The following is a 26,867-nucleotide window of genomic DNA, read 5'->3' on the forward strand; positions in this document are numbered from 1 at the left end:
TCTGTCTCAGTTGAAGGAGGGGATACAGCCACGCGCATCCCGGCGATAACCGGGGCCCAAGCCATGGGCAACGGTGTCAACCACGAGGGAGCAAGCGGCGTGCCCGCCATATCGGATCAATACCGGGGCGCTCAGTTCCTGACATTAGGCGAGATTTGTGCCGCCGGTAGCGCTTTTTTCGTACAGGCTTGCGCCAACAAGAAAGCCGCGCAGAGGCGAGCGCCAACAAAAAACCGGCGCGAGGCCGGTTCCTGGGTTTTGCCGCTGCGGGATCGGTCAGAGCCAGATGATCAACGCTGCCACGCCAATGATGAGGCCGAACTTCACCACGTAGTAGACCTTGCGGTTCCACGCCTTGAAGCGGCGGCGGTATTGGCCCATCACCCAGACGTAACGGAACAGCTTGTTGATGCCGCCGGTCTGGTCGCCCTCGTCGTTGGGCGAGCTGGCGGCTGTCATGACCTTGCGGCCCAGCCACTTGTTGATGCGCTGCGCCCAGCCGTACTTCATCGGCCGTTCGATGTCGCAGAAGAGGATCAGGCGGTCCTTGTCGGAGCCGTTCTCCGCCCAGTGGAGGAAGGTCTCGTCGAAGACCACGCCCTGGCCGTCGCGCCAGCTGTGGCGCTGGCCATCCACCTCGATGAAGCAGCGGTCGTCGTTGGGCGTGGCGAGGCCGAGGTGATAGCGCAGTGAGCCGGCAAACGGGTCGCGGTGCGGGTTCAGCTTGCCGCCGGGGGGCAACTCGGCAAACATCGCGGCCTTCACGCTCGGCAGCTCGCGCAGCAGGGCGACCGTCTTGGGGCACAGTTGCTCGGCCGATGGGTGGCTCGCCTCGTACCACTTCAGGTAGAAGCGCTTCCAGCCATTCTTGAAAAACGAGTTGAAGCCTGCGTCGTCGTTCTTTTCGGCCGCCTTGATCTTGCGCAGGTTGATGAGCGCGAGACCCTCATCGCGGATCTGCGGCCATGCGGCTTGCAGCCTTTCCAGATCCGGAAAACGTTCCACCGGCACGTACGGCGTCTGGGGCACGCCCGAGAACGCATACATGAAGCAGTTGACCGGCGCGACCACGGCCGAGTGGTCGAACATCTGGCGCCAGAACTTCAGGCGCACCTTGCCGCGAAAATGCACATACAGAATGGAGCCCAGGTAGAGGGCCACGATCATCCACTTGATCAAGACGGTTTCCTTGCCGCGCAAAAGGCGGTCAGCAATTGAAATGCAGGCGCTGGCTGCGCAATCCGCCATTTTACCCGCGGCGCGCCGCCTTCGCGTGGATGGCGGCCAACACTGGTGCCCGGTTTTGTGACGCAGCCTTACCGTTTGCGCGGTCTTCGCAATAGGAAGTTAGTGTGTAGATTTGTCGACAAATGTGCGCCGCGTTCTACAATCCGGCACGCACCCCATCCATCCAAAGGCTGGGGCGGATACCGGAGGCAGCCATGGACGCGAAGAAATGCTCGGAAGCACCCACTGAAATGCCGCGCGCTGGCATTGCAGCGGGCGGCGCGGATTCGCTGGAGGCGTCCATCCGCCGTGCGCAGGAAGTGCTGTCTGCCGTGTCCGCACGGCTGGCGAGCCGAGGGCCCGCCGCTGGTCCCGCCGCCGAGCGCTTCATCGAGGCCGACGCCATGCAGCCCGCCGAGGCGCGCGCCGTGGCCGAGCGGTGCATGGCGGGCGAGCCGCAGGACGCCGCGCAACTGGCGCGGGCATTTTCCACGTTGCTTGGGCAGATCGATGCGCTGGAGGCCGACCAGGCCGGCCGGCGCCGCGTGCTGCGGCAGTGGATGGTGAGCCAGCTCACCTACAAGATGCTGTATCTGCATTACACCGGACAGGATCCGGCGGTGCCGCCTCGCGCGTTGCGGGCGCAGAAGGAGCGGGTGAAGGCGCGGGTTGCGGCGTTGCTCGACGCCGGGCGCTCCTACGCCGATGTGCGCCTGACCGATCTGCGCTTTGCCGAAGACGACAGCGCAGACGGCCAGGCCTAGGCGTCATTCCTCGTCGTCGTCCGGCTCGGAGTCGAGGAATTCGCGGCGGGCCAGCCAGTCGGCGATCGCCTCGTCGCAGGCTTTCTTCAGCTTGGCCTTGCTGTCCACCTTGTCGAACAGCGTGAAGTTCATCAGCGCCAGGCCCAGATCGGTGATGTAGAACATGCGCTTCGGGTTGTCGAAGTGGACGATCCGGCCGTCGATACCGGCGTCGTCTTCCGGCTCGGCGGGGGCGTCTTCGAGTTCGACCACGCGGCACGTAAAGCGCGGCGCGCGGGTGTGGGTCAGGTATTCGAACTCATCGTGCGACACTTCGCCGGACGGTGTGACGGCAATGGCGAACCCCCAGATAAAGCGCGGGGTCGGCAGATCCGACAGCTCGTCGATTTCATCCATCCTTGTTTCTCCAGTCTGATGACGGCTTGTATGAACGGCGCATTATCGCGCAGGAACAACACATTATGGCGCGGCGCAGAGCGTGCAATGCACGCGCGCGACCCGCGCGTGAGGCGCGTGGCCGAAGGGCTGGCCGTCCGCAGCGCTTTTGACGCCGATGCGCTGGTCCCGTGGATGGTGGCTGGCCAACCGGTCGGCTGGCTCAGCCGCGAACGTGCCGCGCTGCTTGCGCGCTGGCCGCGATGGTTCGAGGTGGGCGCATCGCGCGTCGACCTGGCGGACTCCCTGGCGAGCGAACCCGCCCGTACTGCCGCCCTGGACGAGGTCATCAGGCGCTTGGCCGAAGATGGCCACGTGCGCGGCTGGCGCGACGAGCGCTTCCCCGTGGACACGGGCTGGGGAACGCCCGCGCTCGCGCTGATGGAGCGGGCCGCAGCGCGATTCTTTGGGATACGCACGTACGCGGCGCACATGAATGGCCTGATCGACGGCGCGCAGGCGATGTTCTGGCTGGCGCGCCGCGCCGACACCAAGCCGATCGACCCCGGCATGTGGGACAACCTCGTCGCCGGTGGCATCGGCTACGGTTTCGACGCACGCGGCGCGCTGGAGAAGGAGTGCTGGGAAGAGGCCGGCATCGGCGCCCAACTGTCGGCGCGGCTCGTTGCGCGCGGCACGCTCGACGTGTTGCGCGAAGTGCCGGAAGGCATCCAGAACGAAACGCTGTTCGCTTTTGACCTGACGTTGCCCCCCGACTTCATCCCCGCCAACCAGGACGGCGAGGTCGCGGGCCACCTGCGCGCCAGCCCCGACGCGGCGCTTGATATCATGGCGGACTGCGCGATGACGGTGGACGCCACGCTCGTCACCCTCGACGCCCTGGCGCGCCTGGAACCGCAACGGTTCGCGCCCGACAACAATACGTAAGACGATTGATGAGTCACTCCGGTTTCATTCTCACCCTGTCTTGCCCGGACCAGCCTGGCATCGTCCACGCCGTATCGGGCCTGCTGTTCGAGCAGGGCTGCAATATTCTCGATTCGGACCAGTTCGGCGACGAGTTCACGGGCCGCTTTTTCATGCGCGTCCATTTCGCTCCGCAGGGCCAGCCGCTCGACCTCGCGACGCTGCGCGAGCGCTTTGCGCCCATCGGCGACCGCTTCTCGATGCAGTGGGGCATGTTCGACGCCGCCATCAAGCCGCGCGTGATGATCCTCGTCTCGAAGATCGGCCACTGCCTGAACGACCTGCTGTTCCGGGCGCGGGCCGGCCAGCTGCCGATCGAGATCGCCGCCATCGTCTCGAACCACCGCGATTTCTACCAGCTCGCCGCGTCGTACGACGTGCCGTTCATGCACCTGCCGCTGCTCAAGGCCACTGACGCCCAGAAGGCGCAGCAGGAAGCCCGCATCTGGGAAATCGCCCAGGAGCAGCAGATCGACCTGGTTGTGCTTGCGCGCTACATGCAGATCCTCTCGGACGATCTGTGCCGCAAGCTCGAAGGCCGCGCCATCAACATCCACCACTCGTTCCTCCCCAGCTTCAAGGGTGCCAAGCCGTATTACCAGGCGCACGAACGTGGCGTGAAGCTGATCGGCGCGACGGCGCACTACGTCACGGCCGACCTGGACGAAGGCCCGATCATCGAGCAGGAGATCGAGCGCGTGGACCACAGCATGGACCCGGAGCAGCTCACCGCCGTCGGCCGCGACGTGGAATGCGTGGCGCTGGCGCGCGCCGTCAAGTGGCATGCGGAACATCGCATCCTGCTCAACGGCCACAAGACCGTCGTCTTCAAGTAATCCAGCCTCAGTAGGGAAGCGCGATGCGACAGATCGTTCTCGATACCGAAACCACCGGCCTGAACGCCGCCACCGGCGACCGCGTGATCGAAATCGGCTGCGTGGAAATGGTCAACCGGCGCCTCACCGGCCGCAATCTGCACTTCTACATCAACCCGGAGCGCGAAATCGACGCCGGGGCGATGGCGGTGCACGGCATCACCAACGAGTTCGTGGCCGACAAGCCGAAGTTTGCAGAAGTCGTCGACGAGATCCGCGATTACGTGCAGGGCGCCGAGGCCATCATCCACAACGCCGCGTTCGACCTGGGCTTCCTCGACATGGAATTCCAGCGCCTGGGCCTGCCGACGTTCCGCGAGCACCTGTCGGGCCATATCGACACCCTGCTCGAAGCGCGCCGGATGTTTCCCGGCAAGCGCAACTCGCTCGACGCCCTGTGCGACCGGCTTGGCGTGAGCAACGCGCACCGCACCTTGCACGGCGCCTTGCTCGATGCCGAGCTGCTGGCCGAGGTCTATCTGGCGATGACGCGCGGCCAGAACACGCTCGTCATCGACATGCTCGAGACGGGCGAGGGCGCCCTGGCCGAGGCGGTGGCCGTCGACCTGAGCGCGCTGCAGCTGCCCGTGCTGCTCGCCACGGAAGCCGAGATGGAAGCCCACGCCGGGGTGCTCAAGGACATCGACAAGGCCAGCGGCGGCAAGACGGTGTGGGCGCGGGAGATGCAAGACGCGGCGCCTGCCGCGTGATGCTCGAAAAAAGTGCGGTCGGGGTCTTTACACGATCGCGGCTTTTCGCCATAATCTCGTTTTCACCGCATTCGGGTGGTTAGCTCAGCGGTAGAGCACTGCCTTCACACGGCAGGGGTCACAGGTTCAATCCCTGTACCACCCACCAAATTGGCGAGAAATCGCCCTAAAAGGCCCTCAGGCAATCGCCGAGGGCCTTTTTCTTTGTGTCCGCACCGGAATTGCCCAACGCCTTGCGTGGCAAAACTTCCTTTCCTGCGCAAAAAAACGACAACCCCGCCATGCCGGTGTCGGCCGTCTCGACGGTTGCCGGCTCGCTCCAGCCGGTTCAATCCTGCGCGCTCTGTTTTGAACAATGCGCTGTTGCGCGACGGCGAGAAGGCTTTCGCCGCAACGGGGAAAGCCCGCCGCCCACCCTGGCCATATCACGACGGCGTCGAACAACGAACGCAGGGATATCCCCATGCGGGCCGGCCCCCCAGACTGGGAACTCGCGCAGACCGGTTACGTACCAATTGCACGGGGCGCACCGAAGACATCGTGGGTATGGTTTCTGCTGGACTCGGGGTGCCTGTCCGCTGTGGCGTTGGCGCCGATAGGCCATGCAGAGGGATTTGGCACTGCAGGGTGCAGAGCGCTAACGCGGCAACGATTGGCTGTGCACCGCTTTGGGTTCTCAACCGTTCTTGTGCTCACGGGCGATTCGTCTACAGTGGAATTCAGCAACACCGGATTCAACGCACGCAAGAACTAGCCTGGCGCTCGCTCGACGGCGAACCCGGGAAGAAATCTACGGGGGAGATATGGATATTTTCCGCCACTACGCAACGCGTTTCGAAGCTCGCAAAGAGGACGAATACAGCATCCAGGAGTACCTGGACATCTGTAAGAAAGACCCGACCGCTTATGCGACCGCAGCCGAACGCATGCTGGCCGCGATCGGCCAGCCCGAACTGGTGGACACGCATCATGATCCCCGGTTGTCGCGGCTGTTCTTCAACAAGGTCATCAAGATCTATCCGGCCTTCCGGGAGTTCTACGGCATGGAGGATACGATCGAGCAGATCGTCTCCTTCTTCAAGCATGCCGCGCAGGGCCTGGAAGAGCGCAAGCAGATTCTTTACCTGCTCGGGCCCCCGGGCGGCGGCAAATCCTCGCTTGCCGAGAAGCTGAAGTCGTTGATGGAGCAGATTCCCATCTACGCGCTCAAGGGCTCGCCGATACACGAGTCGCCACTCGGGCTGTTCTCGCCCGAGGAAGACGGCAAGATTCTGGAGGAGGACTATGGCATCCCGAAACGCTATCTGAACTCGATCGCTTCGCCGTGGGCGGTCAAGCGGCTGCACGAGTTCAATGGCGATATCACGCGTTTCCGGGTGGTGAAGCTGCATCCGTCGGTGCTGTCGCAGATTGCCATTTCCAAAACGGAGCCCGGCGACGAGAACAATCAGGACATTTCGTCGCTGGTGGGCAAGGTCGACATCCGCAAGCTGGAGGACTATCCGCAGGACGATCCCGACGCATATTCGTATTCGGGCGGCCTGTGCCTGGCCAACCGCGGCCTGCTTGAATTCGTCGAGATGTTCAAGGCGCCGATCAAGGTCTTGCACCCGTTGCTGACGGCCACGCAGGAGGGCAACTACAAGGGCACCGAGGGCTTTGGCGCAATCCCGTTCGATGGCGTCATCCTCGCCCACTCGAACGAGGCGGAGTGGCAGAGCTTCAAGTCCGACCGCAACAACGAGGCGTTCCTGGATCGCATTTACATCGTCAAGGTGCCGTACTGCCTGCGCGTGTCGGACGAGGTCAAGATCTACGACAAGCTCTTGCGCAACAGCTCGCTGGCGGCCGCGCCGTGCGCGCCGAACACGCTCAAGATGATGGCGCAGTTCGCGGTGCTCACCCGCATCAAGGAGCCCGAGAACTCGAACATCTTCTCGAAGATGCGCGTGTACGACGGCGAGAGCCTGAAGGATGTCGACCCGAAAGCGAAGTCGTATCAGGAGTACCGCGACTTTGCCGGCATCGACGAGGGCATGACGGGTTTGTCGACGCGCTTCGCCTTCAAGGTGCTGTCCAAGGTGTTCAACTTCGACGGGTCCGAGGTGGCGGCCAATCCGGTGCACCTGCTGTACGTGCTCGAACAGCAGATCGAGCGCGAGCAGTTCCCACCCGAGACGGAAGCCAAGCTGATGTCGTACATCAAGGAGTACCTGACGACGCCTTATGTGGAGTTCATCGGCAAGGAGATCCAGACTGCGTATCTGGAGTCGTATTCGGAGTACGGGCAGAACATCTTCGACCGGTACGTCGTGTTCGCCGACCTGTGGATCCAGGATCAGGAGTACCGCGACCCGAACACCGGTGAGATTCTCGACCGCAGTGCACTGAACGACGAGCTGGAAAAGGTCGAGAAGCCTGCGGGCATTTCCAATCCGAAGGACTTCCGCAACGAGATCGTCAATTTCGTGCTGCGCGCACGTGCCAAGAACGGGGGCAAGAACCCGAACTGGACGAGCTACGAGAAGCTGCGCATGGTGATCGAAAAACGGATGTTCTCGACGACGGAAGATCTGCTGCCCGTGATCTCGTTCAACGCCAAGTCGTCGCATGACGACAAGGAAAAGCACGAGAACTTCGTCAACCGGATGGTCGAGAAGGGCTACACCCAGAAGCAGGTGCGCCTGCTGGTGGAGTGGTATCTGCGCGTGAGAAAGTCGTCTTAGGAGGAAAGCGCACCGGGCAGACCACTTTCAACAGAGGGCAGTCACATGGGCACGATCATCGATCGGCGGGAAAACGGCGGCGGCAAGAGTGCCGTCAACAAGCAACGCTTCATCAAGCGTTACCGAGACCAGATCCGTCGCGCGGTGGCCAAGGCGGTCTCGGGCCGGAAGATCATGGACATCGAGCAGAGCGGCCAGGTGTCCATTCCGGTGAAGGACATCTCCGAGCCCATGTTCCACCATGGCCCGGGCGGGCGCCGCGAGGGCGTTCACCCGGGCAACAAGGAGTTCATCCGCGGCGACAGCTTCGACCGCCCCCAGCAGGGCAGCGGCGGAACGGGCTCGCAGGCCAGCGACTCGGGCGAAGGCGAAGACGACTTCATCTTCACGCTCTCGCGCGAGGATTTCCTCAACTTCTTCTTCGAAGACATGGCGCTGCCGGATCTGGCCAAGCGCAGCCTGGCCAAGATCGCGGAGGTGCGAAAGGTGCGCGCCGGTTTCTCGCTCGACGGCACGCCATCGAACCTGTCGATCCTGCGCACGATGCGCAGCTCGATCGGGCGGCGCATCGCGCTGTCCAGCCCCTACCAGCGCCGTCTGCACGAGCTCGAGCAGGAATACAACGAAGAACTGGAAAGGGACGGCCCCTACAGCCCGCATGCCCAGGCGCTGATGAAGGAAATGCGGCATCTGCGCGCGTGCCTGGACCGCGTGCCGTTCATCGAAAAACTGGACCTGCGCTACAACAATCGCGTGATGCGCAAGCGCCCGCAGGCCCAGGCCGTGATGTTCTGCGTGATGGACGTGTCGGGCTCGATGGACGAAACGCGCAAGGATCTCGCCAAGCGCTTCTTCATGCTGCTGTACCTCTTCCTGAAGCGGAACTACGAGCGCATCGACGTGGTGTTCATCCGCCACCACACGGTGGCCAAAGAGGTAAACGAAGAGGACTTTTTCCACTCGCGCGAATCGGGCGGCACGGTGGTGTCGAGTGCGCTCAAGCTCATGGCGGAAGTGATTCAGGAGCGCTATTCGCCAAGCCAATGGAACATCTATTGCGCACAGGCCTCGGACGGCGACAACTGGGCGGGCGATTCGGAGCTGTGCGCCAAGCTGCTGCGCGAGACGATCCTTCCGGTGACGCAGTACTACGCCTACGTGGAGGTGGTGTCCACAGAACCGCAGAACCTGTGGGAGGAGTATCTTACGGTGAAAGCCGGGCACGACAACTTTGCAATGCAGCGCATTCTCAAGGCCGACGAAATCTATCCGGTGCTGCACGATCTGTTTCAGAAGCGCGCCGCCTGAGCGCGGCCAATCGCGCCGCCACGGCAACGCGCCCCACCCCGGCAATCATGCCGCGTGTGTGATGGACCAACGGGAACGAGCATGGCCTATCTTTCTACGGGCTCGGAGTGGACCTTCGATCTGATCAGGCGCTACGACCAAAGCATCGCCCACATCGCAGCCGAGTTCGGGCTGGACACCTACCCGAACCAGATCGAGATCATCACCGCCGAGCAGATGCTGGACGCGTACGCGTCCTCCGGGCTGCCGCTGGGCTACAACCACTGGTCATACGGCAAGCACTTCCTCGCCTCCGAGCGCGGCTACCAGCGTGGGCTGATGGGCCTGGCCTACGAGATCGTCATCAACTCGAACCCCTGCATCGCCTACCTCATGGAGGAGAACACGATGCCGATGCAGGCGCTGACGATCGCGCATGCCTGCTATGGCCACAACTCGTTCTTCAAGGGCAACTACCTGTTCCGCACATGGACGAACGCGGACGCCATCGTCGACTACCTGCTCTTCGCCAAGAATTACGTGGCCGAATGCGAGCAGCGCTACGGCGAGCAGGAAGTCGAACTGCTGCTCGACTCCTGCCACGCATTGCAGAACTACGGCGTGGATCGCTACCGGCGGCCCAAGAAGCTATCGATCAATGAAGAGCAGGCGCGCCAGGCCGAGCGCGAGAAGTACCTCGAGGCGCAGGTCAACGATCTGTGGCGCACCTTGCCGACGCATCGCTCGCACGCGCTCACGGCGGAAGACGAAACGCGCGAACCCGAGCCGCAGTTCCCGCCCGAGCCGGAGGAGAACCTGCTGTACTTCATCGAGAAGAACGCGCCCAAGTTGCAGCCGTGGCAGCGCGAGATCGTGCGGATCGTGCGGAAGATCGCCCAATACTTCTACCCGCAGCGCCAGACCAAGGTGATGAACGAGGGTTGGGCGACGTTCTGGCACTACACCATCCTGCACAAGCTCTACGACGAGAAGCTCGTCAACGATGCCTTCATGCTGGAACTGCTGCAGGCGCATACGAATGTGATCTACCAGCCGCCGTTCAACAGCCCGTACTACAACGGCCTGAACCCGTATACGCTCGGCTTTCTCATGTTCCAGGACATCCGTCGCATCTGCGAGACGCCCGACGACGAGGATTACCGCTGGGCGCCCGAGATCGCCGGCAGCGACTGGCGCGAGACGCTCGACTTCGCCATGCGCAACTTCAAGGACGAGAGCTTCCTGCTGCAGTTCCTCTCGCCACGGGTGATCCGCGAGCTGAAGCTCTTCTCCGTGCTCGACGACGACCGCGACGCCAAGTTGCGCGTGACCGCCATCCACGACGAGGACGGCTACCGCATGCTGCGCGAATTGCTCGCCAGCCAGTACGACCTGTCCAACATGGAGCCCAACATCCAGGTGACCCATGTCGACATCGGCGGAGACCGCTCGCTGACGCTGCGCCACCTGCAGAGCGGCCGCCGCCCGCTGGCCTCGAATTACGAAGAGATGCTCCGGCACGTCGTTCGCCTGTGGGGCTTCACGTGCCGGCTCGAGGTGGTCTACGAAGATGGGCGGCGCGAGATGAAATACGAATGCAAGCCGGATTGACTGTTCCGGCGCGGGCCGCCGCCCGGATAGCTACATGCCGAAACGGAAATGTCCGCTGCGCAGCACGATGTTGTGCGAGTCGGTCAATTTGAAAAGCGACCGCGCCATGTCTTCGATGGTGCCGCGGTGTGTTTCCATGGCCTGCAGCAGGTCTTCCTGGCGCCATGAACGGGCGCCGAAGTGCTCCTCGAGTGCTTCGGCCGTCACCGCATAGCAGGCGGGCGTGCCGTCGACACTGGCGGTGCAGGTGAGTGTGAGGTCCGCTGCGCAATAGCGCGGCGGGCTGGCGTGGAATTCGATGGATTTCATGGCCGGCCTCCATGAAAAAACGGCGATGCCCCGCGCGTCGCCTGCCTCCAGTGTATGGCGCAACGGGGCGAATGCAATGCCGTTATGCGTTGCCGCTTGCTAGGCCCCGGCCTGCGCCGCCTGCCGCGCCATTTCCACACCCTTGTTGGCCAGCGCATCGGCGCGCTCGTTGCCGGGGTGGCCGGCGTGGCCCTTGACCCAGTGCCAGCTCACGTCGTGTCCGACGATGAGTTGATCGAGCAGGCGCCACAGGTCGTCATTCTTCACGGGCTTCTTGTCGGCGGTTTTCCAGCCGCGCGCCTTCCAGCCGGGCAGCCATTCGCTGATGCCTTTCTGCACGTACTGCGAATCGGTGTACACCGTCACGCGGCACGGGCGCTTGAGCGCGCGGAAGGCCTCGATCACCGCCATCAGCTCCATGCGGTTGTTGGTGGTGAGCGCCTCGCCGCCGAAGAGTTCTTTTTCGTGATTGCCCGAGACCAGCACGGTACCCCAGCCGCCTAGGCCGGGATTGCCCTTGCATGCGCCATCGGAATAGACGGTGACTTCCTGCATGAAAACAATGGGTAAGGGATGAGAGGGCGGCTGCCCGGCGGCCTCAGGCGCCGGAGTTTCCGTCGCATGCCGCAGCCGGCGGCGTCTTCGTCGAATGCGAACCGGACGGCGTGGCGACGGGCGTCCCGGCGGGCACCAGCGCTGGCGACTTGCGGGCCTTCCATGCGGGCCCGACCAAGCGCATGCCGCGCACGCGCTTGACCGCCTGCAGCATGTACACCGCGCCGAAGATCGGCCACCAGCGGTCGCCGGCCTTTTCCATGAAGGCGGTGCGCTGCAGCCATTTGTCGGTGCGGTTGGGTGGACAGTAGCAGCCAAAACGGCCGCGCACGATATCAAATCCGAGCAGCTTGAGCCAGTCCTTCAGGCGTGTGAAGGCAATCATCTGGCTCTGCGCCGGCAGGAACGACTCGGTGCCCAGCCGCCGCATGCCTTGGCGCATGCCCCACAGGCTCAGCGGGTTGAATCCGGTGATGACGAGCCGGCCTTCGGGCATCAGCACGCGGGCGACTTCACGCAAGACCTCGTGCGGGTCGTCCGTGAATTCCAGCACGTGCGGCAGGGCCACCAGATCGATGCTCTGCGAGGCAAACGGCAACTCGTCATAGCGGCACACGACGCGCGGTGTGGCTTGGCGCGGGAGTGCGGCGGGATCGGCTTCGCCTTCTGCAGGGTTGTTCGGGGGCTCGGCGGGGTCGCCGTCCATCGGGTCCAGTGTCTCGATGGGCGCGTTCGGGTCGATGTCGTCCACCACGCGGGCGATCATCGGGATGCGGTTTTCCCGCAAGGCGCCAAAGCCGGGGTGGCCAAGCTGCAATGCATGAAAGCCGAACATGTCGGCCACGGTGCGATCGAACTGGGCCTGCTCCCAGCGCAGGACGTATTGCCCAGGCGGCGAAGCGAGCCAGTGGTGCCAATCTATAATGCGACGATCGTTAGAGGAGTCGGACATGGTCCAGGGTGGTGTGCCGCCTGTAGTCGCGCTTGAGGTCGAGGCGATCGCTGCGTTTACCGACAATTATATTTGGGCACTTCACGATGGCCGCGTGGCCGCTGTCGTCGATCCGGGCGATGCGCAGCCGGTATTGCGCTTCCTGCGCGAACGCGGGCTCGCGCTCGGTGCCATTGTAATCACACATCATCACGGCGATCATGTCGGCGGGGTCCGTGAACTGGTGGCGGCATACCCGCAGACGCCCGAGGGCACGCCGCTGCCCGTGATCGGCCCAGCGCGCGAATCGATTCCATGCTGCACTCAGCCCGTGCAAGAGGGCGACGTCGTCACGCTCGCGCAGCCAGCCGCGATATTCCGTGTGATTGACGTGCCCGGCCATACCAGCGGCCACGTCGCCTATGTCGGTCGCCTGCAGGGCGAGGGGGCTCCCGCCAGCCTGTTTTGCGGCGACACGCTGTTCGCCACGGGTTGCGGCAGGCTGTTCGAAGGGACGCCCGCGCAGATGCGGTCGTCGCTCGGCAAGCTGGCGGCGCTGGAGCCCGACACACGCGTCTATTGCGCGCACGAATACACTGTCTCGAATGTGCGCTTTGCGCGCGCCGTCGAACCGGGCAACGCTGCGCTCGCTGCCTGGGAGGACAAAGTGGCCGCGCTGCGGGCCGAGGGCCGATCGACCGTGCCGACCACCGTCGGCCACGAGCGCGCGACCAACCCGTTCATGCGGTCGGATGAGCCCGATGTGACGCAGGCGGTGGCGCGCCATGCCGGCGTCGATGCCGACGATCCGGTGTCGGTCTTCGCCGCACTGCGCGAATGGAAGAACGGTTTCCGTTGAAAAGATGTGTCGGCGGGCGTGCCGAGGCCGAATGGCGGGTGAACGCGGGTTGACGCGGCGGGATGCCTTTCATACTATCGGGGGCAATTTTCAGGTCCAACCCCTCAGAACTTGATGCGATCCGTGCGACTTCTTGCGGCATCTGTGCTCAGTCTGCTTCTCGCGGCCTGTGCCACGGCCCCCGGGCCGAATGCCGACACAGCCGGCACAAGCGCTTTCACCTCCACCGGCCAGGCCGCTGCGCCGGTCGTCAATGTCGATCAGCAGCCCGTGGCGTCCCTGAAGGGGCCCGCCAAGGATCTCTGGGCGCGCATTCGCCAGGGCTTCTCCATGCCCGACCTGCAAAGCTCGGCCGTGGACGACCGTACCGACTGGTATGCACAGCGCCCCGACGCGTTCCGCCGCATGGTGGAGCGCTCGAGCCGCTACCTGTATCACATCGTTGAAGAGCTGGAGCGGCGCAACATGCCCACCGAACTGGCGCTGCTGCCGTTCGTGGAAAGTGCGTTCAATCCGCAGGCTGTTTCCACCGCCAAGGCGGCCGGGATGTGGCAGTTCATCCCGAGCACCGGCAAAACCTACAACCTCAAGCAGAACGTCTTCCAGGATGAGCGCCGCGACGTGCTCGCCTCGACGGACGCCGCCCTCGACTATCTCTCTAAGCTGCACGACCAGTTTGGCGACTGGCAGCTCGCCCTGGCAGCGTACAACTGGGGGGAGGGTTCCGTCGCGCGCGCGATCGCCCGCAACCAGGCGGCCGGCCTGTCGACGGATTACGTCAACCTCAACATGCCGGCCGAGACGCGCATGTATGTGCCGAAGCTCCAGGCGGTGAAGAACATCATCGCCAACCCCGAGCGTTACGGCATCACGCTGCCCGAGATTCCGAACCATCCGTATTTCGTGACCGTCACCACGTCGCGCGACATCGACGTGGCTCTGGCGGCCAAGCTGGCCAACCTGCCGATGGACGAATTCAAGGCGTTGAACCCTTCGTTCAACCGCCCGGTGATCCTGGGTGCGTCGAACCCGCAGATCCTGCTGCCGTACGACAACGCTGAAACGTTCCAGTACAACCTGAACACGTATCGTGGCGGCCTGTCGAGCTGGACCGCGGTGACGGTTGGCAACCGCGAGCGGGTGGAAGCGCTGGCGGCGCGGCTGAAGGTGGACCCGGATACCATCCGAGAGATCAACCGGATCCCGAAGGGCATGCGCCTGAAGGCCGGATCCACGGTGGTCGTGCCGCGCGCGGATGGTGCCAAGACGGATGCGCCGGACATCAGCCCGGAACTGGCCGAGAACGCGACGATGGCCGTGGAGCCCGACATGCCGGACCTGCGCCGCGTGGTCGTGCGTGCCGGTCGGCGCGATACGGTGACGGCGCTGTCGCGGCGCTACGGGGTGTCGGTGGCCCAGATCCGCGCGTGGAACCAGTTGCCGGGCGACGCCATTCCGCGTGGCCACAACGTGGTCCTCATGCTGCCGCAGGCGCGCGCCGGCGGACGCGCCACCTCGCAGGTGCGCGCGATCCGCGTGTCGACGAAGGGAGCGCATGCCACCGCGGCTGCGACACGCGCACCGACGGCGAAGGTGGCCGGCAAGCCGGTCGTCAAAGCCAAACCGGTGGCAAGCACATCGGCCAAGCGCAAGAAGCGCTGAGGCCAGCAAGATGAGACGGCGTCCTGCGGGGCGCCGTTTTGCTTTTGGCGCGGGTAAGACCCGCGTAAGTTGAGGGCTGCACAGTAGGCAGATCCCGCACATCCATATCGAGCCGTCGAACACGATGGCCAGGAGACAACGTCATGCCCATGTCCGCCGCATACCGCGCGCTGTATCAGCGCTCCATCGACGATCCTGCCGGCTTCTGGGACGAGCAGGCCCGGCGCATCGACTGGCAGACGCCGTATTCCGCTGTGCTCGATGATTCGCGCCTGCCGTTTGCGCGGTGGTTCGTGGGCGGGCGCACCAATCTCTGCCACAACGCGATCGACCGGCATCTGGCCACGCGGGGTGAGCAGCCGGGGCTGGTGTACGTTTCCACCGAAACGGGCATCGAGACGACCTACACGTACCGGCAGCTGCACCGCGAAGTGAACCGCATGGCGGCCACGCTGCAGGCGCTGGGCGTCAAGCGCGGTGACCGCGTGCTGATCTATCTGCCGATGATTCCGGAGGCCGCGTTCGCCATGCTGGCCTGCGCGCGCATCGGCGCGATCCACTCCGTGGTGTTTGGCGGCTTTGCGTCCAACAGCCTCGCCACGCGCATCGACGACGCCACACCGCGCGTCATCGTCAGCGCCGACGCGGGCTCGCGCGCGGGCAAGATCGTCGAATACAAGCCGCTGCTCGATGCCGCCATCGACATGGCCGCGCACAAGCCCGAGCGCGTGCTGCTCGTCGATCGCAAGCTCGCGCCGCTGCAGCGCCATGCGCGCGATGTGGATTACGCGTCCTTCAGTGGTCGCTACGCCGATGCCGAGGTGCCCTGCGAATGGATGGAATCAAGCGAGCCGTCGTACATCCTCTACACCTCGGGCACGACGGGCAAACCGAAGGGGGTGCAGCGCGACACCGGCGGTTACGCGGTGGCGCTGGCTGCATCGATTCCTCTGATCTTCGGGGCGCAGGCAGGCGACACGATGTTCACGGCGTCGGACGTCGGATGGGTCGTGGGGCACAGCTACATTGTGTATGCGCCGCTGCTCGCCGGCCTGACGACGGTCATGTACGAAGGCACGCCGATTCGCCCCGATGGCGCGATCTGGTGGCGTATCGTCGAGCAATACCGTGTGAATGTGATGTTCACGGCCCCGACGGCCATTCGCGTGCTCAAGAAGCAGGACCCGGCGCTGCTGCAGCGTCACGACGTGTCGAGCCTGCGCCGCCTGTTTCTGGCCGGCGAGCCGCTGGATGAGCCGACCGCCAGCTGGATCGGCCAGGCGCTGGACAAGCCCATCGTCGACAACTACTGGCAGACGGAAACCGGCTGGCCAATGCTGGCCATTGCGCAAGGGGTGGAGCCATCCACGCAGAAGCTGGGCTCGCCTGGCTTTCCGGTGTATGGCTACAAGCTCGATATCGTGGACGAGGCGACCGGGCAGCCATGCGCCCCCGGCGAGAAAGGGCTGCTGGCCGTGGCGGCGCCGTTGCCGCCGGGCTGCATGAGTACGGTCTGGGGCGACGATGCGCGGTTCCTGAAGACGTATTGGTCGGCCTTCCCCGGCCAGCACATCTATTCGAGCTTCGATTGGGGTGTGCGCGATGAGGACGGTTACGTCACGATCCTCGGCCGGACCGACGACGTGATCAACGTGGCCGGCCATCGCCTCGGCACGCGCGAGATCGAGGAGAGCCTGTCGTCGCATCCTGCGATTGCAGAAGTGGCGGTGGTGGGTGTGGCCGACCAGCTCAAGGGCCAGGTCGCGATGGCGTTTGCCATCGTGCGCGATGCCTCGCGTGTGGCCGAAGCGGCGGACCGCCTTGCGCTGGAGGGCGAACTGATGCGTACCGTCGAGGCGCAGCTTGGCGCCGTGGCCCGGCCGGCGCGCGTGTTCTTCGTGGGGGCGTTGCCGAAGACGCGTTCCGGCAAGCTTCTGCGCAGAGCCATGCAGGCCGTGGCCGAAGGCCGGGATCCGGGCGATCTGACGACCATCGAAGACCCGACGGCGCTGGCCCAGGTGCAGGCTGCCATGCAAAGCGCAGAGGGCGCGAACAAGTGACGCTTCCGGCGGTTTTGGTGCGGCCGGGACGGGCCACCCGGGGGTCACGGTTCCGCGCCCGTCCACTGTTAAGTCCTTCCTTTTATTGAGTTTTTTGTGGCGTCAGGGTATACTTTTCAGGTTTGAGTTCAGAAACCCCTCACCCTAGCGCCTACCGCTTCCTACCTCCCGTCTAACCGCCCCGTCTGCCTTGCTTTCCGGTGAATTCGCCCCGGGTGCAGCGCGCAAACGGCCCGGATTCCGCGCAGCCGGAATTCCGCTTTGGCGCCAAGACGTTCAGGTCGGCACAGGGTGAATCCAGCAGGAGCTACCCGTGTTGCCGTCTTTCCCGCCCGCCATTCTCGCGCTTGCAGACGGCACGGTCTTTCGTGGCTATTCCATCGGTGCGGCCGGTCATACGATCGGCGAAGTGGTGTTCAACACCGCGATCACCGGCTACCAGGAAATCCTCACCGATCCGAGCTACTCGCGCCAGATCGTCACGCTCACGTACCCGCATATCGGGAACGTCGGTGTGAACCGTGAGGATGTCGAAGCCACGAAAGTCCATGCCGCCGGTCTCATCGTCAAGGATCTGCCGATCCTGGCGTCGAACTTCCGCAAGGAGCACTCGCTCTCGCACTACCTCAAGGGTGAGAAGGTCGTCGCCATTGCCGGCATCGATACCCGCAAGCTGACCCGAATCCTGCGGGAGAAGGGCGCCCAGAACGGCTGCATTCTCGCGGGCGAAGACAACGTGCAGAAGGCCATCGACCTGGCGCGCTCGTTCCCGGGCCTGTCGGGTATGGATCTGGCGAAGGTCGTGTCCGTGACCGAACCGTACGAGTGGACCCAGACCGAATGGGCGCTGGGCCGCGGCTACGGCAAGCAGGAAGCCCCGAAGTACCACGTGGTCGCGTACGACTTCGGCGTCAAGTTCAACATCCTGCGCATGCTGGCCGAGCGTGGCTGCCGCGTGACGGTCGTGCCGGCGCAAACCAGCGCAGCCGACGTGCTGGCGCATAACCCGGACGGTGTCTTCCTCTCCAACGGCCCCGGCGATCCGGAACCGTGCGACTACGCCATCGCCGCTGCCAAGGAATTCCTGGAGCGCCGCCTGCCGACGTTCGGCATCTGCCTGGGTCACCAGATCATGGGCCTGGCTGTCGGTGCCAAGACGCTCAAGATGAAGACCGGCCACCACGGCGCGAACCACCCGGTCAAGGATCTGCAGGACGGCCGCGTGGTCATCACCTCGCAGAACCACGGTTTTGCAGTGGACCCCGAATCGCTGCCGGCCAACGCACGCGTGACGCACGTTTCGCTGTTTGACGGCACGCTGCAGGGCTTCGAACTGACGGATCGTCCGGCATTCTGCTTCCAGGGCCACCCGGAAGCGTCGCCCGGTCCACACGACATCGGCTATCTGTTCGACCGCTTCACCGCGGCGATGGACGCAGCCAAGCAGTAAGGCAACGAGAGCGCATCCACAATGAACGCCTTCATGCTCGCGCACTTCGGCATCACCGAGTTCTGGACCTTCCTGCTCGGCACGATCTTCATCGTGCTGCTGCCGGGCCCGAACTCGATGTACGTGCTGTCGGTGGCGGCCCGCCGCGGTGTGCGCGCGGGCTACCAGGGCGCGTGCGGCGTGTTCCTGGGCGATGCCATCCTGATGGTGTTGTCGGCAGCGGGCGTGGCTTCGCTGTTGAAAGCGAGTCCGGCGCTGTTCTACGTCGTGAAGTACATCGGTGCGGCCTACCTGGCGTGGATCGGCCTGCAGATGCTGCGTGGCGCGGTGCGCAATGGGCGCGTGCGCAAGGCCGGCGAGTCCGTCCCACAAGACGCGGCGCCGGCTGACGAGTCGCACCCGTTCAAGAAGGCGCTGATCATCAGCCTGCTGAACCCGAAGGCGATCCTGTTCTTCATCTCGTTCTTCATCCAGTTCGTCGATCCGCACTACGCGCTGCCGGTGGTGTCGTTCGTCGTGCTGGGGCTGGTCTGCCAGATCTGCAGCTTCCTGTACCTGACCACCATCATCTTCGTGGGCGCGCGGCTGGCCGCGGCGTTCCGCGCGCGACGACGTTTGTCTGCCGGTATGAGCAGCGGCGTCGGCGCCATGTTTATCGGCTTTTCCGCCAAGCTGGCGACGGCCACACTGAATTAATCGAATCGAGCGGGTTATGCCAAAACGTACAGATATCAAAACCATCCTGATCATCGGCGCGGGTCCGATCATCATCGGCCAGGCGTGTGAATTCGATTACTCCGGCGCGCAGGCTTGCAAGGCGCTCCGTGAAGAAGGTTTCAAGGTGGTCCTGGTCAACAGCAACCCGGCCACGATCATGACCGACCCCAACACGGCCGACGTGACCTACATCGAGCCGATCACCTGGGAAGTCGTCGAGCGCATCATCGCCAAGGAACGCCCCGACGCGATCCTGCCGACGATGGGCGGCCAGACCGCGCTGAACTGCGCGCTGGACCTGCATCGCCACGGCGTGCTGAAGAAGTACAACGTCGAGCTGATCGGCGCATCGCCCGAGGCTATCGACAAGGCCGAAGACCGCCAGAAGTTCAAGGACGCGATGACCAAGATCGGTCTCGGTTCGGCCAAGTCGGGCATCGCACATTCGATGGACGAAGCCGTGGCCGTGCAGTCGCAGATCGCCAAGGAAACCGGCACGAGCGGCTACCCGATCGTGATTCGTCCGTCGTTCACGCTGGGCGGCACGGGCGGCGGCATCGCCTACAACCGCGAAGAATTCGAAGAGATCTGCAAACGCGGTCTCGACCTCTCGCCGACCAACGAGCTGCTGATCGAAGAATCGCTGCTCGGCTGGAAGGAATACGAGATGGAAGTCGTGCGCGACAAGGCCGACAACTGCATCATCGTCTGCTCGATCGAAAACCTCGACCCGATGGGCATCCACACCGGTGATTCCATCACCGTGGCCCCGGCGCAGACCCTGACCGACAAGGAATACCAGATCCTGCGTAATGCCTCGCTGGCCGTGCTGCGCGAGATCGGCGTCGATACCGGCGGCTCGAACGTGCAGTTCTCGATCAATCCGAAGGATGGCCGGATGATCGTGATCGAAATGAACCCGCGTGTGTCGCGTTCGTCGGCGCTGGCGTCGAAGGCCACCGGTTTCCCGATCGCCAAGGTCGCTGCCAAGCTGGCGGTGGGCTACACGCTGGACGAGCTGAAGAACGAGATCACCGGCGGCGTGACGCCCGCGTCGTTCGAGCCGTCGATCGACTACGTGGTCACCAAGGTGCCGCGCTTCGCGTTCGAGAAATTCCCGCAGGCCGACAGCCACCTGACCACGCAGATGAAGTCGGTCGGTGAAGTGATGGCCATGGGCCGTACGTTCCAGGAGTCGTTCCAGAAGGCGCTGCGCGGCCTGGAAGTCGGCGTGGACGGTCTGGATGAAAAGTCCACCGACCGCGACGAGATCATCGAAGAGATCGGCGAAGCCGGTCCGGACCGCATCTGGTATGTGGGCGACGCATTCCGCCTGGGCCTGTCGATCGACGAGGTCTACGCCGAGACGTCCATCGACCCGTGGTTCCTCGCGCAGATCGAAGACATCGTCAAGACCGAAGCGCTGGTGAAGGCCCGCACGCTCGACAGCCTGTCGGCTGCTGAACTGCGTCTGCTCAAGCAGAAGGGCTTCTCGGACCGTCGCCTGGCCAAGCTGATGAAGACGACGGCCAAGGCCGTGCGCGAAAAGCGGATCGCCGAGAAGGTGCGCCCGGTCTACAAGCGCGTGGATACCTGCGCCGCTGAATTCGCGACCAACACGGCCTACCTGTACTCGACGTACGAAGCCGAGCATGGCGAGTGCGAAGCCGAGCCAACCGGCAACAGGAAGATCATGGTCCTGGGCGGTGGCCCGAACCGCATCGGCCAAGGCATCGAGTTCGACTATTGCTGCGTGCACGCCGCGCTGGCGCTGCGCGAAGACGGGTACGAGACCATCATGGTCAACTGCAACCCGGAAACCGTCTCGACCGACTACGATACGTCCGACCGCCTGTACTTCGAGCCGGTGACGCTGGAAGACGTGCTCGAGATCGTCGACAAGGAAAAGCCGGTCGGCGTGATCGTGCAATACGGCGGCCAGACGCCGCTGAAGCTTGCGCTGGACCTGGAAGCCAACGGCGTGCCGATCATCGGTACGTCGCCGGACATGATCGACGCCGCCGAAGACCGTGAGCGCTTCCAGAAGCTGCTGCACGAACTCGGCCTGCGTCAGCCGCCCAACCGCACTGCGCGTGCCGAAGACGAAGCGCTCAAGCTGGCCGAGGAGATCGGCTACCCGCTGGTGGTGCGTCCGTCGTACGTGCTGGGCGGCCGTGCGATGGAGATCGTGCACGAGCCGCGCGACCTCGAGCGCTACATGCGCGAAGCCGTGAAGGTGTCGAACGACAGCCCCGTGCTGCTCGACCGCTTCCTGAACGACGCCATCGAATGCGACGTCGATTGCCTCTCCGATGGCAAGCGCGTGTTCATCGGCGGCGTGATGGAGCACATCGAGCAGGCCGGCGTGCACTCGGGCGACTCGGCTTGCTCGCTGCCGCCGTACTCGCTGTCGCAGGCGACCGTCGACGAACTGAAGCGCCAGACCGCCGCGATGGCGAAGGCGCTGAACGTCGTCGGCCTGATGAACGTCCAGTTTGCCATCCAGCAGAAGGGCGGCGAAGACATCGTCTACGTGCTGGAAGTGAACCCGCGTGCTTCGCGCACGGTGCCGTACGTTTCGAAGGCGACCGGTGTCCCTTTGGCCAAGGTTGCAGCTCGCTGCATGGCGGGGCAGTCGCTGGATTCGCAGGGCGTCGAGACGGAAGTCGTGCCGGCGTACTACAGCGTCAAGGAAGCGGTGTTCCCGTTCAACAAGTTCCCGGGCGTCGACCCGGTGCTCGGACCGGAAATGCGCTCCACCGGTGAGGTGATGGGCGTGGGCAAGACCTTCGGCGAGGCGCTCTTCAAGAGCCAGCTTGCCGCCGGTTCGCGCCTGCCCGAGAAGGGCACCGTGCTGATGACGGTCAAGGACAGCGACAAGCCGCAGGCCGTGGAAGTGGCCCGCGCGCTGCATACGCTGGGCTACCCGATCGTCGCGACGCGCGGTACGGCCTCGGCCATCGAAGCCGCGGGCATTCCCGTGCGCGTGGTGAACAAGGTCAAGGACGGCCGTCCGCACATCGTCGACATGATCAAGAACGGCGAGATCGCGCTCGTGTTCACGACCGTCGATGAGACGCGCACGGCGATTGCCGACTCGCGTTCGATCCGCCAGGCCGCCCTGGCCCAGCGCGTGACGTACTACACGACCATTGCCGGCGCCCGCGCTGCGGTGGAGGGCCTGAAGCACATGCAGAATCTAGACGTGTACGACCTCCAGGGCTTGCACGCCGCCCTGTAAGGCGTTCGTCAGAACCCGCGGCGCGGCATCGCGTCGCGGCGGGCCGCCCACGGGGGGGCAGTTGCCGCCTCCGAACGGTTCGCCTACACTACAGCGTCCGTGTCAAAACAACGACAGCCGCCGTCAGGCGGGTGTGCGCTACGCGCCCTCCCGCTTCGCAGCGGCTGATTTTTTTGTGATTCCGAATTACTTACGATGAGCACCATTCCGATTACCAAACGCGGTGCCGAGATGCTGAAAGACGAACTGCAGCGTCTGAAGACCAAGGAGCGTCCGGCCGTCGTCAACGCCATCGCCGAGGCTCGCGCCCAGGGCGATCTGTCTGAAAACGCCGACTACGATGCCGCCAAGGAGCGCCAGGGCTTCATCGAAGGCCGCATCATGGAGATCGAATCGAAGCTGGCCGCAGCGCAGATCATCGATCCGGCCGCGCTGGATGCTGACGGCCGCATCGTTTTTGGCGCCACGATCGATCTGGAAGACCTCGATTCCGGCAAGGCCGTGACCTACCAGATCGTCGGGGACGACGAAGCGGACCTCGAAACCGGCAAGATCTCGATCAGTTCGCCGATTGCGCGCGCCTTGATCGGCAAGTACGAAGGCGACGTCGCTACCGTCGTCGCCCCGGGTGGCGAGCGCGAGTACGAAGTCGTCGCGGTCAAGTACCTCTAACGCACACTCGGAGTCGAACACCATGCCGCAGCGCTTTTTCCAGTTGCTTGTCACGGTGTGGTGCGGTTCGCTCTGGACGATCGGCTACATCGTCGCGCCGACGCTGTTTGCCATGTTGGAGGACCGCCAGCTTGCCGGCTCGATCGCGGGCCGCCTTTTTCACGCGCAGGCGTGGATCGGCCTGGCGACGGGCTGTCTGTTGCTGCTGACCGCCACGGCGTTGGTGCGGCGGGGGCAGGTCCGCTACAGGGCGGTGCGCTGGCTCGTGCTGGCCATGCTGCTCTGCGTGCTGATCGGCTACTTCGGGCTGCAACCGTTCATGGCGTCGCTGCGGGAACAGGCCGATACGCTGGGCGTGGCCGTCGGCGATTCGCCTTACCGCGCCCGCTTTGGCATGTTCCACGGTGTGTCGAGCATCTTCTATCTCGTGGAAAGCCTGCTCGGCCTGGTGCTCGTCTGGAAAGCGGCAGGTATCCGGCAAGGCGGTTGACAAAAAAAGACCGGCGTAAAGCCGGTCGATCTTTGTGCAGGCCAGAAACGAATCAGGAAAGCGCCTTTTTCTTCTGGCTGGACTGCCGCGGCTTGGCGCGCTTCACATTGCCACCGGCGGTGACGCGCTCGTTGCCGAGCACGCTCAGGCGAATCGGCTTGGGGCGGCGCGTGCTGTTCGGGTTGGGCTTGCGCACCACCACGGAACGCGGGCCGGCGCCGACGGAAGTCTTGCGGGGCGGCTTCAGGTCCTTCGGCTGGTTTTCCTTCAGATAGGCCGGACCTTCTCGCCAGATCACCAGCAGCTTGCCGATGTGCTGCACGGGCGCTGCCTGCAGGCGGGCGCAGATGGTGTCGTAGATTTCGATACGCGCTTCGCGGTCATCGCCTGCCACGCGCACCTTGATCAGCGTGTGTGCGGCCAGAGAGCGGTCGATTTCGGCCAGAACGGCCTTGGTCAGGCCCTCCGCACCGATGATGACGACCGGATTCAACGCATGTGCTTCCGAGCGCAGTTCCGATCGCTGGGCAGGGGTGAGGGTAAGGGCGGGCATAAATGAGGGCGGGATCGCGCAAATGGACAAACGGCGCGTATTATCCGCCAAAATCAGTCCAAGCCGCCATGATTGGCGCGACGTTTGGGCGATATTGCAACCAATTCGATGGCTAAGAACAAGTTCAACCAGTCGTGGCTGCACGACCATATCAACGATCCGTACGTGAAGCTGGCGCAGCGCGAGGGTTACCGGGCGCGCGCGGCCTACAAGCTCAAGGAGATCGACGAGCAGGATAAGCTGATCAAGCCTGGCCAGGTCATCGTGGATCTCGGCGCCGCACCGGGCAGCTGGAGCCAGTACGTGCGCAACAAGTTGGCCGCCTCGCCGCGCGCCAAGGATGGCCGGATCGACGGTGCCATCGTCGCCATCGACATCCTGCCGATGGAGCCGATTGCCGACGTCACGTTCATCCAGGGGGATTTCCGCGAGGAGGACGTCTTCCAGCAGCTCGAAAAGATCGTCCTGGATGCCACAGGCGGTGGCAAAGTGGACCTTGTTTTGTCGGATATGGCCCCCAATCTCTCAGGCGTGGCGTCGGCGGACGCCGCGCGCATGGAGCACATTGCCGAACTGGCTGTCGAATTTGCCATGGCACACCTGAAACCCGAAGGCGCCTTGCTGATCAAATGTTTTCACGGCAGCGGTTACAGTCAGATCGTCGAGATGTTCAAGCGCCATTTCAAGATCGTGGCGCCGCGCAAGCCCAAGGCTTCCCGCGACAAGTCTTCCGAAACGTTCCTGCTGGGACGGCAGCTCAAGCATGCGGGCTGACGGACGATACACGGGGTAGCATCCGGCGACAGGGCGGGAGTTCCGGTTTGCCGCCAATCAACCCGCGGCGGTGTCCGTGCATTACAATGCCAAGCATCCCGTCAAGGCATTTCTAAAGGAGTCTCGCCTTGAATAACAACTGGTTCCAGAAGGCGGCCATCTGGCTGGTGATTGCCTTGGTGCTGTTCACCGTCTTCAAGCAGTTCGACAAGCCGCGCGCCCAAGAGGGTGTGACGTATTCGCAATTCATGGACGACGCGAAGGGCGGCAAGATCAAGCGCGTCGAAGTCCAGGGCCGCACGCTGTTGGTCACGCCCAACGAAGGCAACAAGTATTCCCTCATCTCGCCGGGCGACATCTGGATGGTTGGCGACCTGATGAAGTACGGTGTGCAGGTGACCGGCAAGGCGGAAGAAGAACAGGGCGTGCTTCTCACCGCGCTCTACTACCTGGGCCCCACGCTGCTGATCATCGTGTTCTGGTTCTACATGATGCGGCAGATGCAGGGGGGCGGGAAAGGCGGCGCCTTCTCGTTCGGCAAATCCCGGGCGCGGCTCATCGATGAGAACAACAACAGTGTCACGTTCGCTGACGTGGCAGGTTGCGACGAATCGAAGGAGGAAGTCGTCGAACTGGTCGATTTCCTGAAGGATCCTCAGAAATTCCAGAAGCTGGGCGGCCGCATCCCGCGCGGGGTGCTGCTGGTCGGCCCTCCGGGTACCGGTAAGACGCTGCTGGCGCGCGCCATTGCCGGCGAGGCCAAGGTGCCGTTCTTCAGCATCTCCGGCTCGGATTTCGTTGAAATGTTCGTCGGCGTGGGCGCGGCCCGCGTGCGCGACATGTTCGAAAACGCCAAGAAGCAGGCACCCTGCATCGTCTTCATCGACGAAATCGATGCGGTGGGCCGTCATCGTGGCGCGGGGATGGGCGGCGGTAACGACGAGCGCGAGCAGACCTTGAACCAAATGCTGGTCGAGATGGACGGTTTCGAGGCCAACTCCGGTGTCATCGTCATCGCGGCGACCAACCGTGCTGACGTGCTGGACAAGGCGCTGCTGCGTCCGGGCCGTTTCGACCGCCAGGTCTATGTGGGCCTGCCCGACATCCGCGGCCGCGAGCAAATCCTCAAGGTCCACATGCGCAAGGTGCCGATCGGCAACGACGTGGATGCCTCGGTGCTGGCACGCGGTACGCCGGGCTTCTCGGGGGCCGACCTGGCCAACCTCGTCAACGAGGCTGCGCTGTTTGCCGCTCGCCGCAACAAGCGCGTGGTCGACATGCAGGACTTTGAAGACGCGAAGGACAAGATCTACATGGGTCCGGAGCGCAAGTCAGCTGTCATCCGTGAAGAAGAGCGCCGCGCCACCGCGTACCATGAATCCGGTCACGCTGTGGTGGCCAAGCTGCTACCCAAGGCCGACCCGGTGCACAAGGTGACCATCATGCCGCGCGGCTGGGCTGGCGGCCTGACCTGGCAGCTGCCTGAGCACGACAAGCACTACGCGTACAAGGACACGATGCTCGAAGAGATCGCCATCCTGTTCGGCGGCCGTGCAGCGGAAGAGGTTTTCCTGGGCGCGATGAGCACCGGTGCTTCGAACGACTTCGAGCGTGCGACGAAGATGGCCCGCGACATGGTGACGCGCTACGGCATGAGCGATACGCTCGGCACGATGGTCTATGTCGATACCGAGCAGGACGGCTTCTTTGGCCGGATGGCTTCGAAGACGGTGTCGGAGGCAACGCAGCAGAAGGTCGACGCGGAAATCCGCCGGATCGTCGACGAGCAGTACGCCCTGGCCAAGGGCCTGCTCGAAGCCAACCGCGACAAGGTCGAGGCGATGACCGCCGCGCTGCTTGAGTGGGAAACCATCGACGCCGATCAGGTCAACGACATCATGGCCGGCAAGCCGCCGCGTCCGCCGCGCTACGGCTCCACGGGTGGCGGCAGCACGCCGCCGGGTGGTGGTACGCCGGCCGGTGTGAATCCGGGCAACGTGCCGGCGACGGCATAATTGCCGCCCCGGCGGCG

At 64.0% G+C, this 26,867-nt stretch carries 23 protein-coding genes and 1 tRNA gene; 18 read left to right on the forward strand and 6 right to left on the reverse strand.

The features are described 5' to 3' along the window. Positions 1-276: 276 nt before the first annotated feature. The gene (gene lpxO, locus KHN96_RS18965; protein ID WP_045787127.1) at positions 277-1,179 is read right to left on the reverse strand and encodes a lipid A hydroxylase LpxO; all 903 of its coding nucleotides are present in this window, start codon (positions 1,177-1,179) and stop codon (positions 277-279) included. 263 nt (positions 1,180-1,442) lie between these two features. Here lpxO and KHN96_RS18970 point away from each other — a divergent pair, with 263 nt between their 5' ends. After that, positions 1,443-1,991: a hypothetical protein gene (locus tag KHN96_RS18970; protein WP_062738423.1), complete on the forward strand. Its 549-nt coding sequence runs from the start codon at positions 1,443-1,445 to the stop codon at positions 1,989-1,991. Between the two features lie 3 nt (positions 1,992-1,994). Here KHN96_RS18970 and KHN96_RS18975 read toward each other — a convergent pair whose 3' ends face one another. Then, complete coding sequence (locus KHN96_RS18975) at positions 1,995-2,387, reverse strand: hypothetical protein (protein ID WP_045787125.1); 393 nt, start codon at positions 2,385-2,387, stop codon at positions 1,995-1,997. Positions 2,388-2,474: 87 nt separating this feature from the next. Here KHN96_RS18975 and KHN96_RS18980 point away from each other — a divergent pair, with 87 nt between their 5' ends. The 7 genes from KHN96_RS18980 (at position 2,475) to KHN96_RS19010 (ending at position 10,562) form a co-directional block, all read left to right on the forward strand. Next, positions 2,475-3,314, forward strand: coding sequence for an NUDIX hydrolase (locus tag KHN96_RS18980; protein ID WP_062738424.1), 840 nt, complete (start codon positions 2,475-2,477; stop codon positions 3,312-3,314). A gap of 8 nt (positions 3,315-3,322) precedes the next feature. Further along, positions 3,323-4,189: a formyltetrahydrofolate deformylase gene (purU, locus tag KHN96_RS18985; protein ID WP_045787123.1), complete on the forward strand. Its 867-nt coding sequence runs from the start codon at positions 3,323-3,325 to the stop codon at positions 4,187-4,189. Positions 4,190-4,212: 23 nt separating this feature from the next. Further along, positions 4,213-4,938: a DNA polymerase III subunit epsilon gene (dnaQ, locus tag KHN96_RS18990; RefSeq protein WP_045787122.1), complete on the forward strand. Its 726-nt coding sequence runs from the start codon at positions 4,213-4,215 to the stop codon at positions 4,936-4,938. Between the two features lie 73 nt (positions 4,939-5,011). After that, positions 5,012-5,086 (forward strand) — tRNA-Val (locus KHN96_RS18995). A 655-nt stretch (positions 5,087-5,741) separates the two neighbouring features. After that, complete coding sequence (locus tag KHN96_RS19000; RefSeq protein ID WP_045787109.1) at positions 5,742-7,664, forward strand: PrkA family serine protein kinase; 1,923 nt, start codon at positions 5,742-5,744, stop codon at positions 7,662-7,664. A gap of 45 nt (positions 7,665-7,709) precedes the next feature. Further along, positions 7,710-8,972 carry a YeaH/YhbH family protein gene (locus tag KHN96_RS19005; RefSeq protein ID WP_045787108.1) on the forward strand — a complete coding sequence of 421 codons (1,263 nt, stop codon included), beginning with the start codon at positions 7,710-7,712 and terminating at the stop codon, positions 8,970-8,972. 81 nt (positions 8,973-9,053) lie between these two features. Beyond that, positions 9,054-10,562 carry a SpoVR family protein gene (locus KHN96_RS19010; protein ID WP_045787107.1) on the forward strand — a complete coding sequence of 503 codons (1,509 nt, stop codon included), beginning with the start codon at positions 9,054-9,056 and terminating at the stop codon, positions 10,560-10,562. 30 nt (positions 10,563-10,592) lie between these two features. On the opposite strand, the gene KHN96_RS19015 is transcribed toward KHN96_RS19010, so the two are convergent. The 3 genes from KHN96_RS19015 to KHN96_RS19025 all read right to left on the reverse strand — a co-directional run bounded on the left by KHN96_RS19015 (position 10,593) and on the right by KHN96_RS19025 (position 12,378). Then, on the reverse strand, positions 10,593-10,871 hold the full coding sequence (locus KHN96_RS19015) for a DUF1488 family protein (protein ID WP_045787106.1): 279 nt from the start codon (positions 10,869-10,871) through the stop codon (positions 10,593-10,595). Between the two features lie 99 nt (positions 10,872-10,970). Beyond that, the gene (rnhA, locus tag KHN96_RS19020; protein WP_045787105.1) at positions 10,971-11,426 is read right to left on the reverse strand and encodes a ribonuclease HI; all 456 of its coding nucleotides are present in this window, start codon (positions 11,424-11,426) and stop codon (positions 10,971-10,973) included. Positions 11,427-11,469: 43 nt separating this feature from the next. Next, positions 11,470-12,378, reverse strand: coding sequence for a class I SAM-dependent methyltransferase (locus tag KHN96_RS19025; protein ID WP_181817395.1), 909 nt, complete (start codon positions 12,376-12,378; stop codon positions 11,470-11,472). Between KHN96_RS19025 and gloB the strand changes: the two genes are divergently transcribed. The 8 genes from gloB (at position 12,377) to KHN96_RS19065 (ending at position 23,508) form a co-directional block, all read left to right on the forward strand. Next, positions 12,377-13,216, forward strand: coding sequence for a hydroxyacylglutathione hydrolase (gene gloB, locus KHN96_RS19030; protein ID WP_062738426.1), 840 nt, complete (start codon positions 12,377-12,379; stop codon positions 13,214-13,216). The two genes, KHN96_RS19025 and gloB, sit on opposite strands and share 2 nt — an antisense overlap. 114 nt (positions 13,217-13,330) lie before the next feature. Continuing rightward, a complete protein-coding gene (locus KHN96_RS19035; RefSeq protein WP_062738427.1) occupies positions 13,331-14,878 on the forward strand; it encodes a transglycosylase SLT domain-containing protein in 1,548 nt (515 codons plus the stop codon). A gap of 143 nt (positions 14,879-15,021) precedes the next feature. Next, a complete protein-coding gene (gene prpE / locus KHN96_RS19040) occupies positions 15,022-16,938 on the forward strand; it encodes a propionate--CoA ligase (RefSeq protein ID WP_062738428.1) in 1,917 nt (638 codons plus the stop codon). Positions 16,939-17,251: 313 nt separating this feature from the next. Next, a complete protein-coding gene (gene carA / locus KHN96_RS19045) occupies positions 17,252-18,388 on the forward strand; it encodes a glutamine-hydrolyzing carbamoyl-phosphate synthase small subunit (protein ID WP_062738429.1) in 1,137 nt (378 codons plus the stop codon). Positions 18,389-18,409: 21 nt separating this feature from the next. Beyond that, the gene (leuE, locus tag KHN96_RS19050) at positions 18,410-19,084 is read left to right on the forward strand and encodes a leucine efflux protein LeuE (RefSeq protein WP_062738430.1); all 675 of its coding nucleotides are present in this window, start codon (positions 18,410-18,412) and stop codon (positions 19,082-19,084) included. Positions 19,085-19,100: 16 nt separating this feature from the next. Next, on the forward strand, positions 19,101-22,346 hold the full coding sequence (gene carB / locus KHN96_RS19055) for a carbamoyl-phosphate synthase large subunit (RefSeq protein WP_045787099.1): 3,246 nt from the start codon (positions 19,101-19,103) through the stop codon (positions 22,344-22,346). Between the two features lie 195 nt (positions 22,347-22,541). After that, positions 22,542-23,018 (forward strand): transcription elongation factor GreA, encoded by a 477-nt coding sequence (gene greA / locus KHN96_RS19060; RefSeq protein WP_045787098.1) that lies wholly within the window; start codon positions 22,542-22,544, stop codon positions 23,016-23,018. A gap of 22 nt (positions 23,019-23,040) precedes the next feature. Further along, the gene (locus KHN96_RS19065; protein WP_062738431.1) at positions 23,041-23,508 is read left to right on the forward strand and encodes a DUF4149 domain-containing protein; all 468 of its coding nucleotides are present in this window, start codon (positions 23,041-23,043) and stop codon (positions 23,506-23,508) included. A 52-nt stretch (positions 23,509-23,560) separates the two neighbouring features. On the opposite strand, the gene KHN96_RS19070 is transcribed toward KHN96_RS19065, so the two are convergent. Further along, positions 23,561-24,061 carry a YhbY family RNA-binding protein gene (locus tag KHN96_RS19070; protein ID WP_045787096.1) on the reverse strand — a complete coding sequence of 167 codons (501 nt, stop codon included), beginning with the start codon at positions 24,059-24,061 and terminating at the stop codon, positions 23,561-23,563. 108 nt (positions 24,062-24,169) lie between these two features. Here KHN96_RS19070 and KHN96_RS19075 point away from each other — a divergent pair, with 108 nt between their 5' ends. Then, positions 24,170-24,835: an RlmE family RNA methyltransferase gene (locus KHN96_RS19075; RefSeq protein ID WP_045787887.1), complete on the forward strand. Its 666-nt coding sequence runs from the start codon at positions 24,170-24,172 to the stop codon at positions 24,833-24,835. A 128-nt stretch (positions 24,836-24,963) separates the two neighbouring features. Next, positions 24,964-26,850, forward strand: a complete 1,887-nt coding sequence (gene ftsH / locus KHN96_RS19080; RefSeq protein ID WP_062738432.1) for an ATP-dependent zinc metalloprotease FtsH — start codon at positions 24,964-24,966, stop codon at positions 26,848-26,850. The last annotated feature ends 17 nt before the right edge of the window (positions 26,851-26,867 follow it).

This window comes from Ralstonia mannitolilytica, from assembly GCF_905397375.1.
Taxonomy (GTDB): domain Bacteria; phylum Pseudomonadota; class Gammaproteobacteria; order Burkholderiales; family Burkholderiaceae; genus Ralstonia; species Ralstonia mannitolilytica.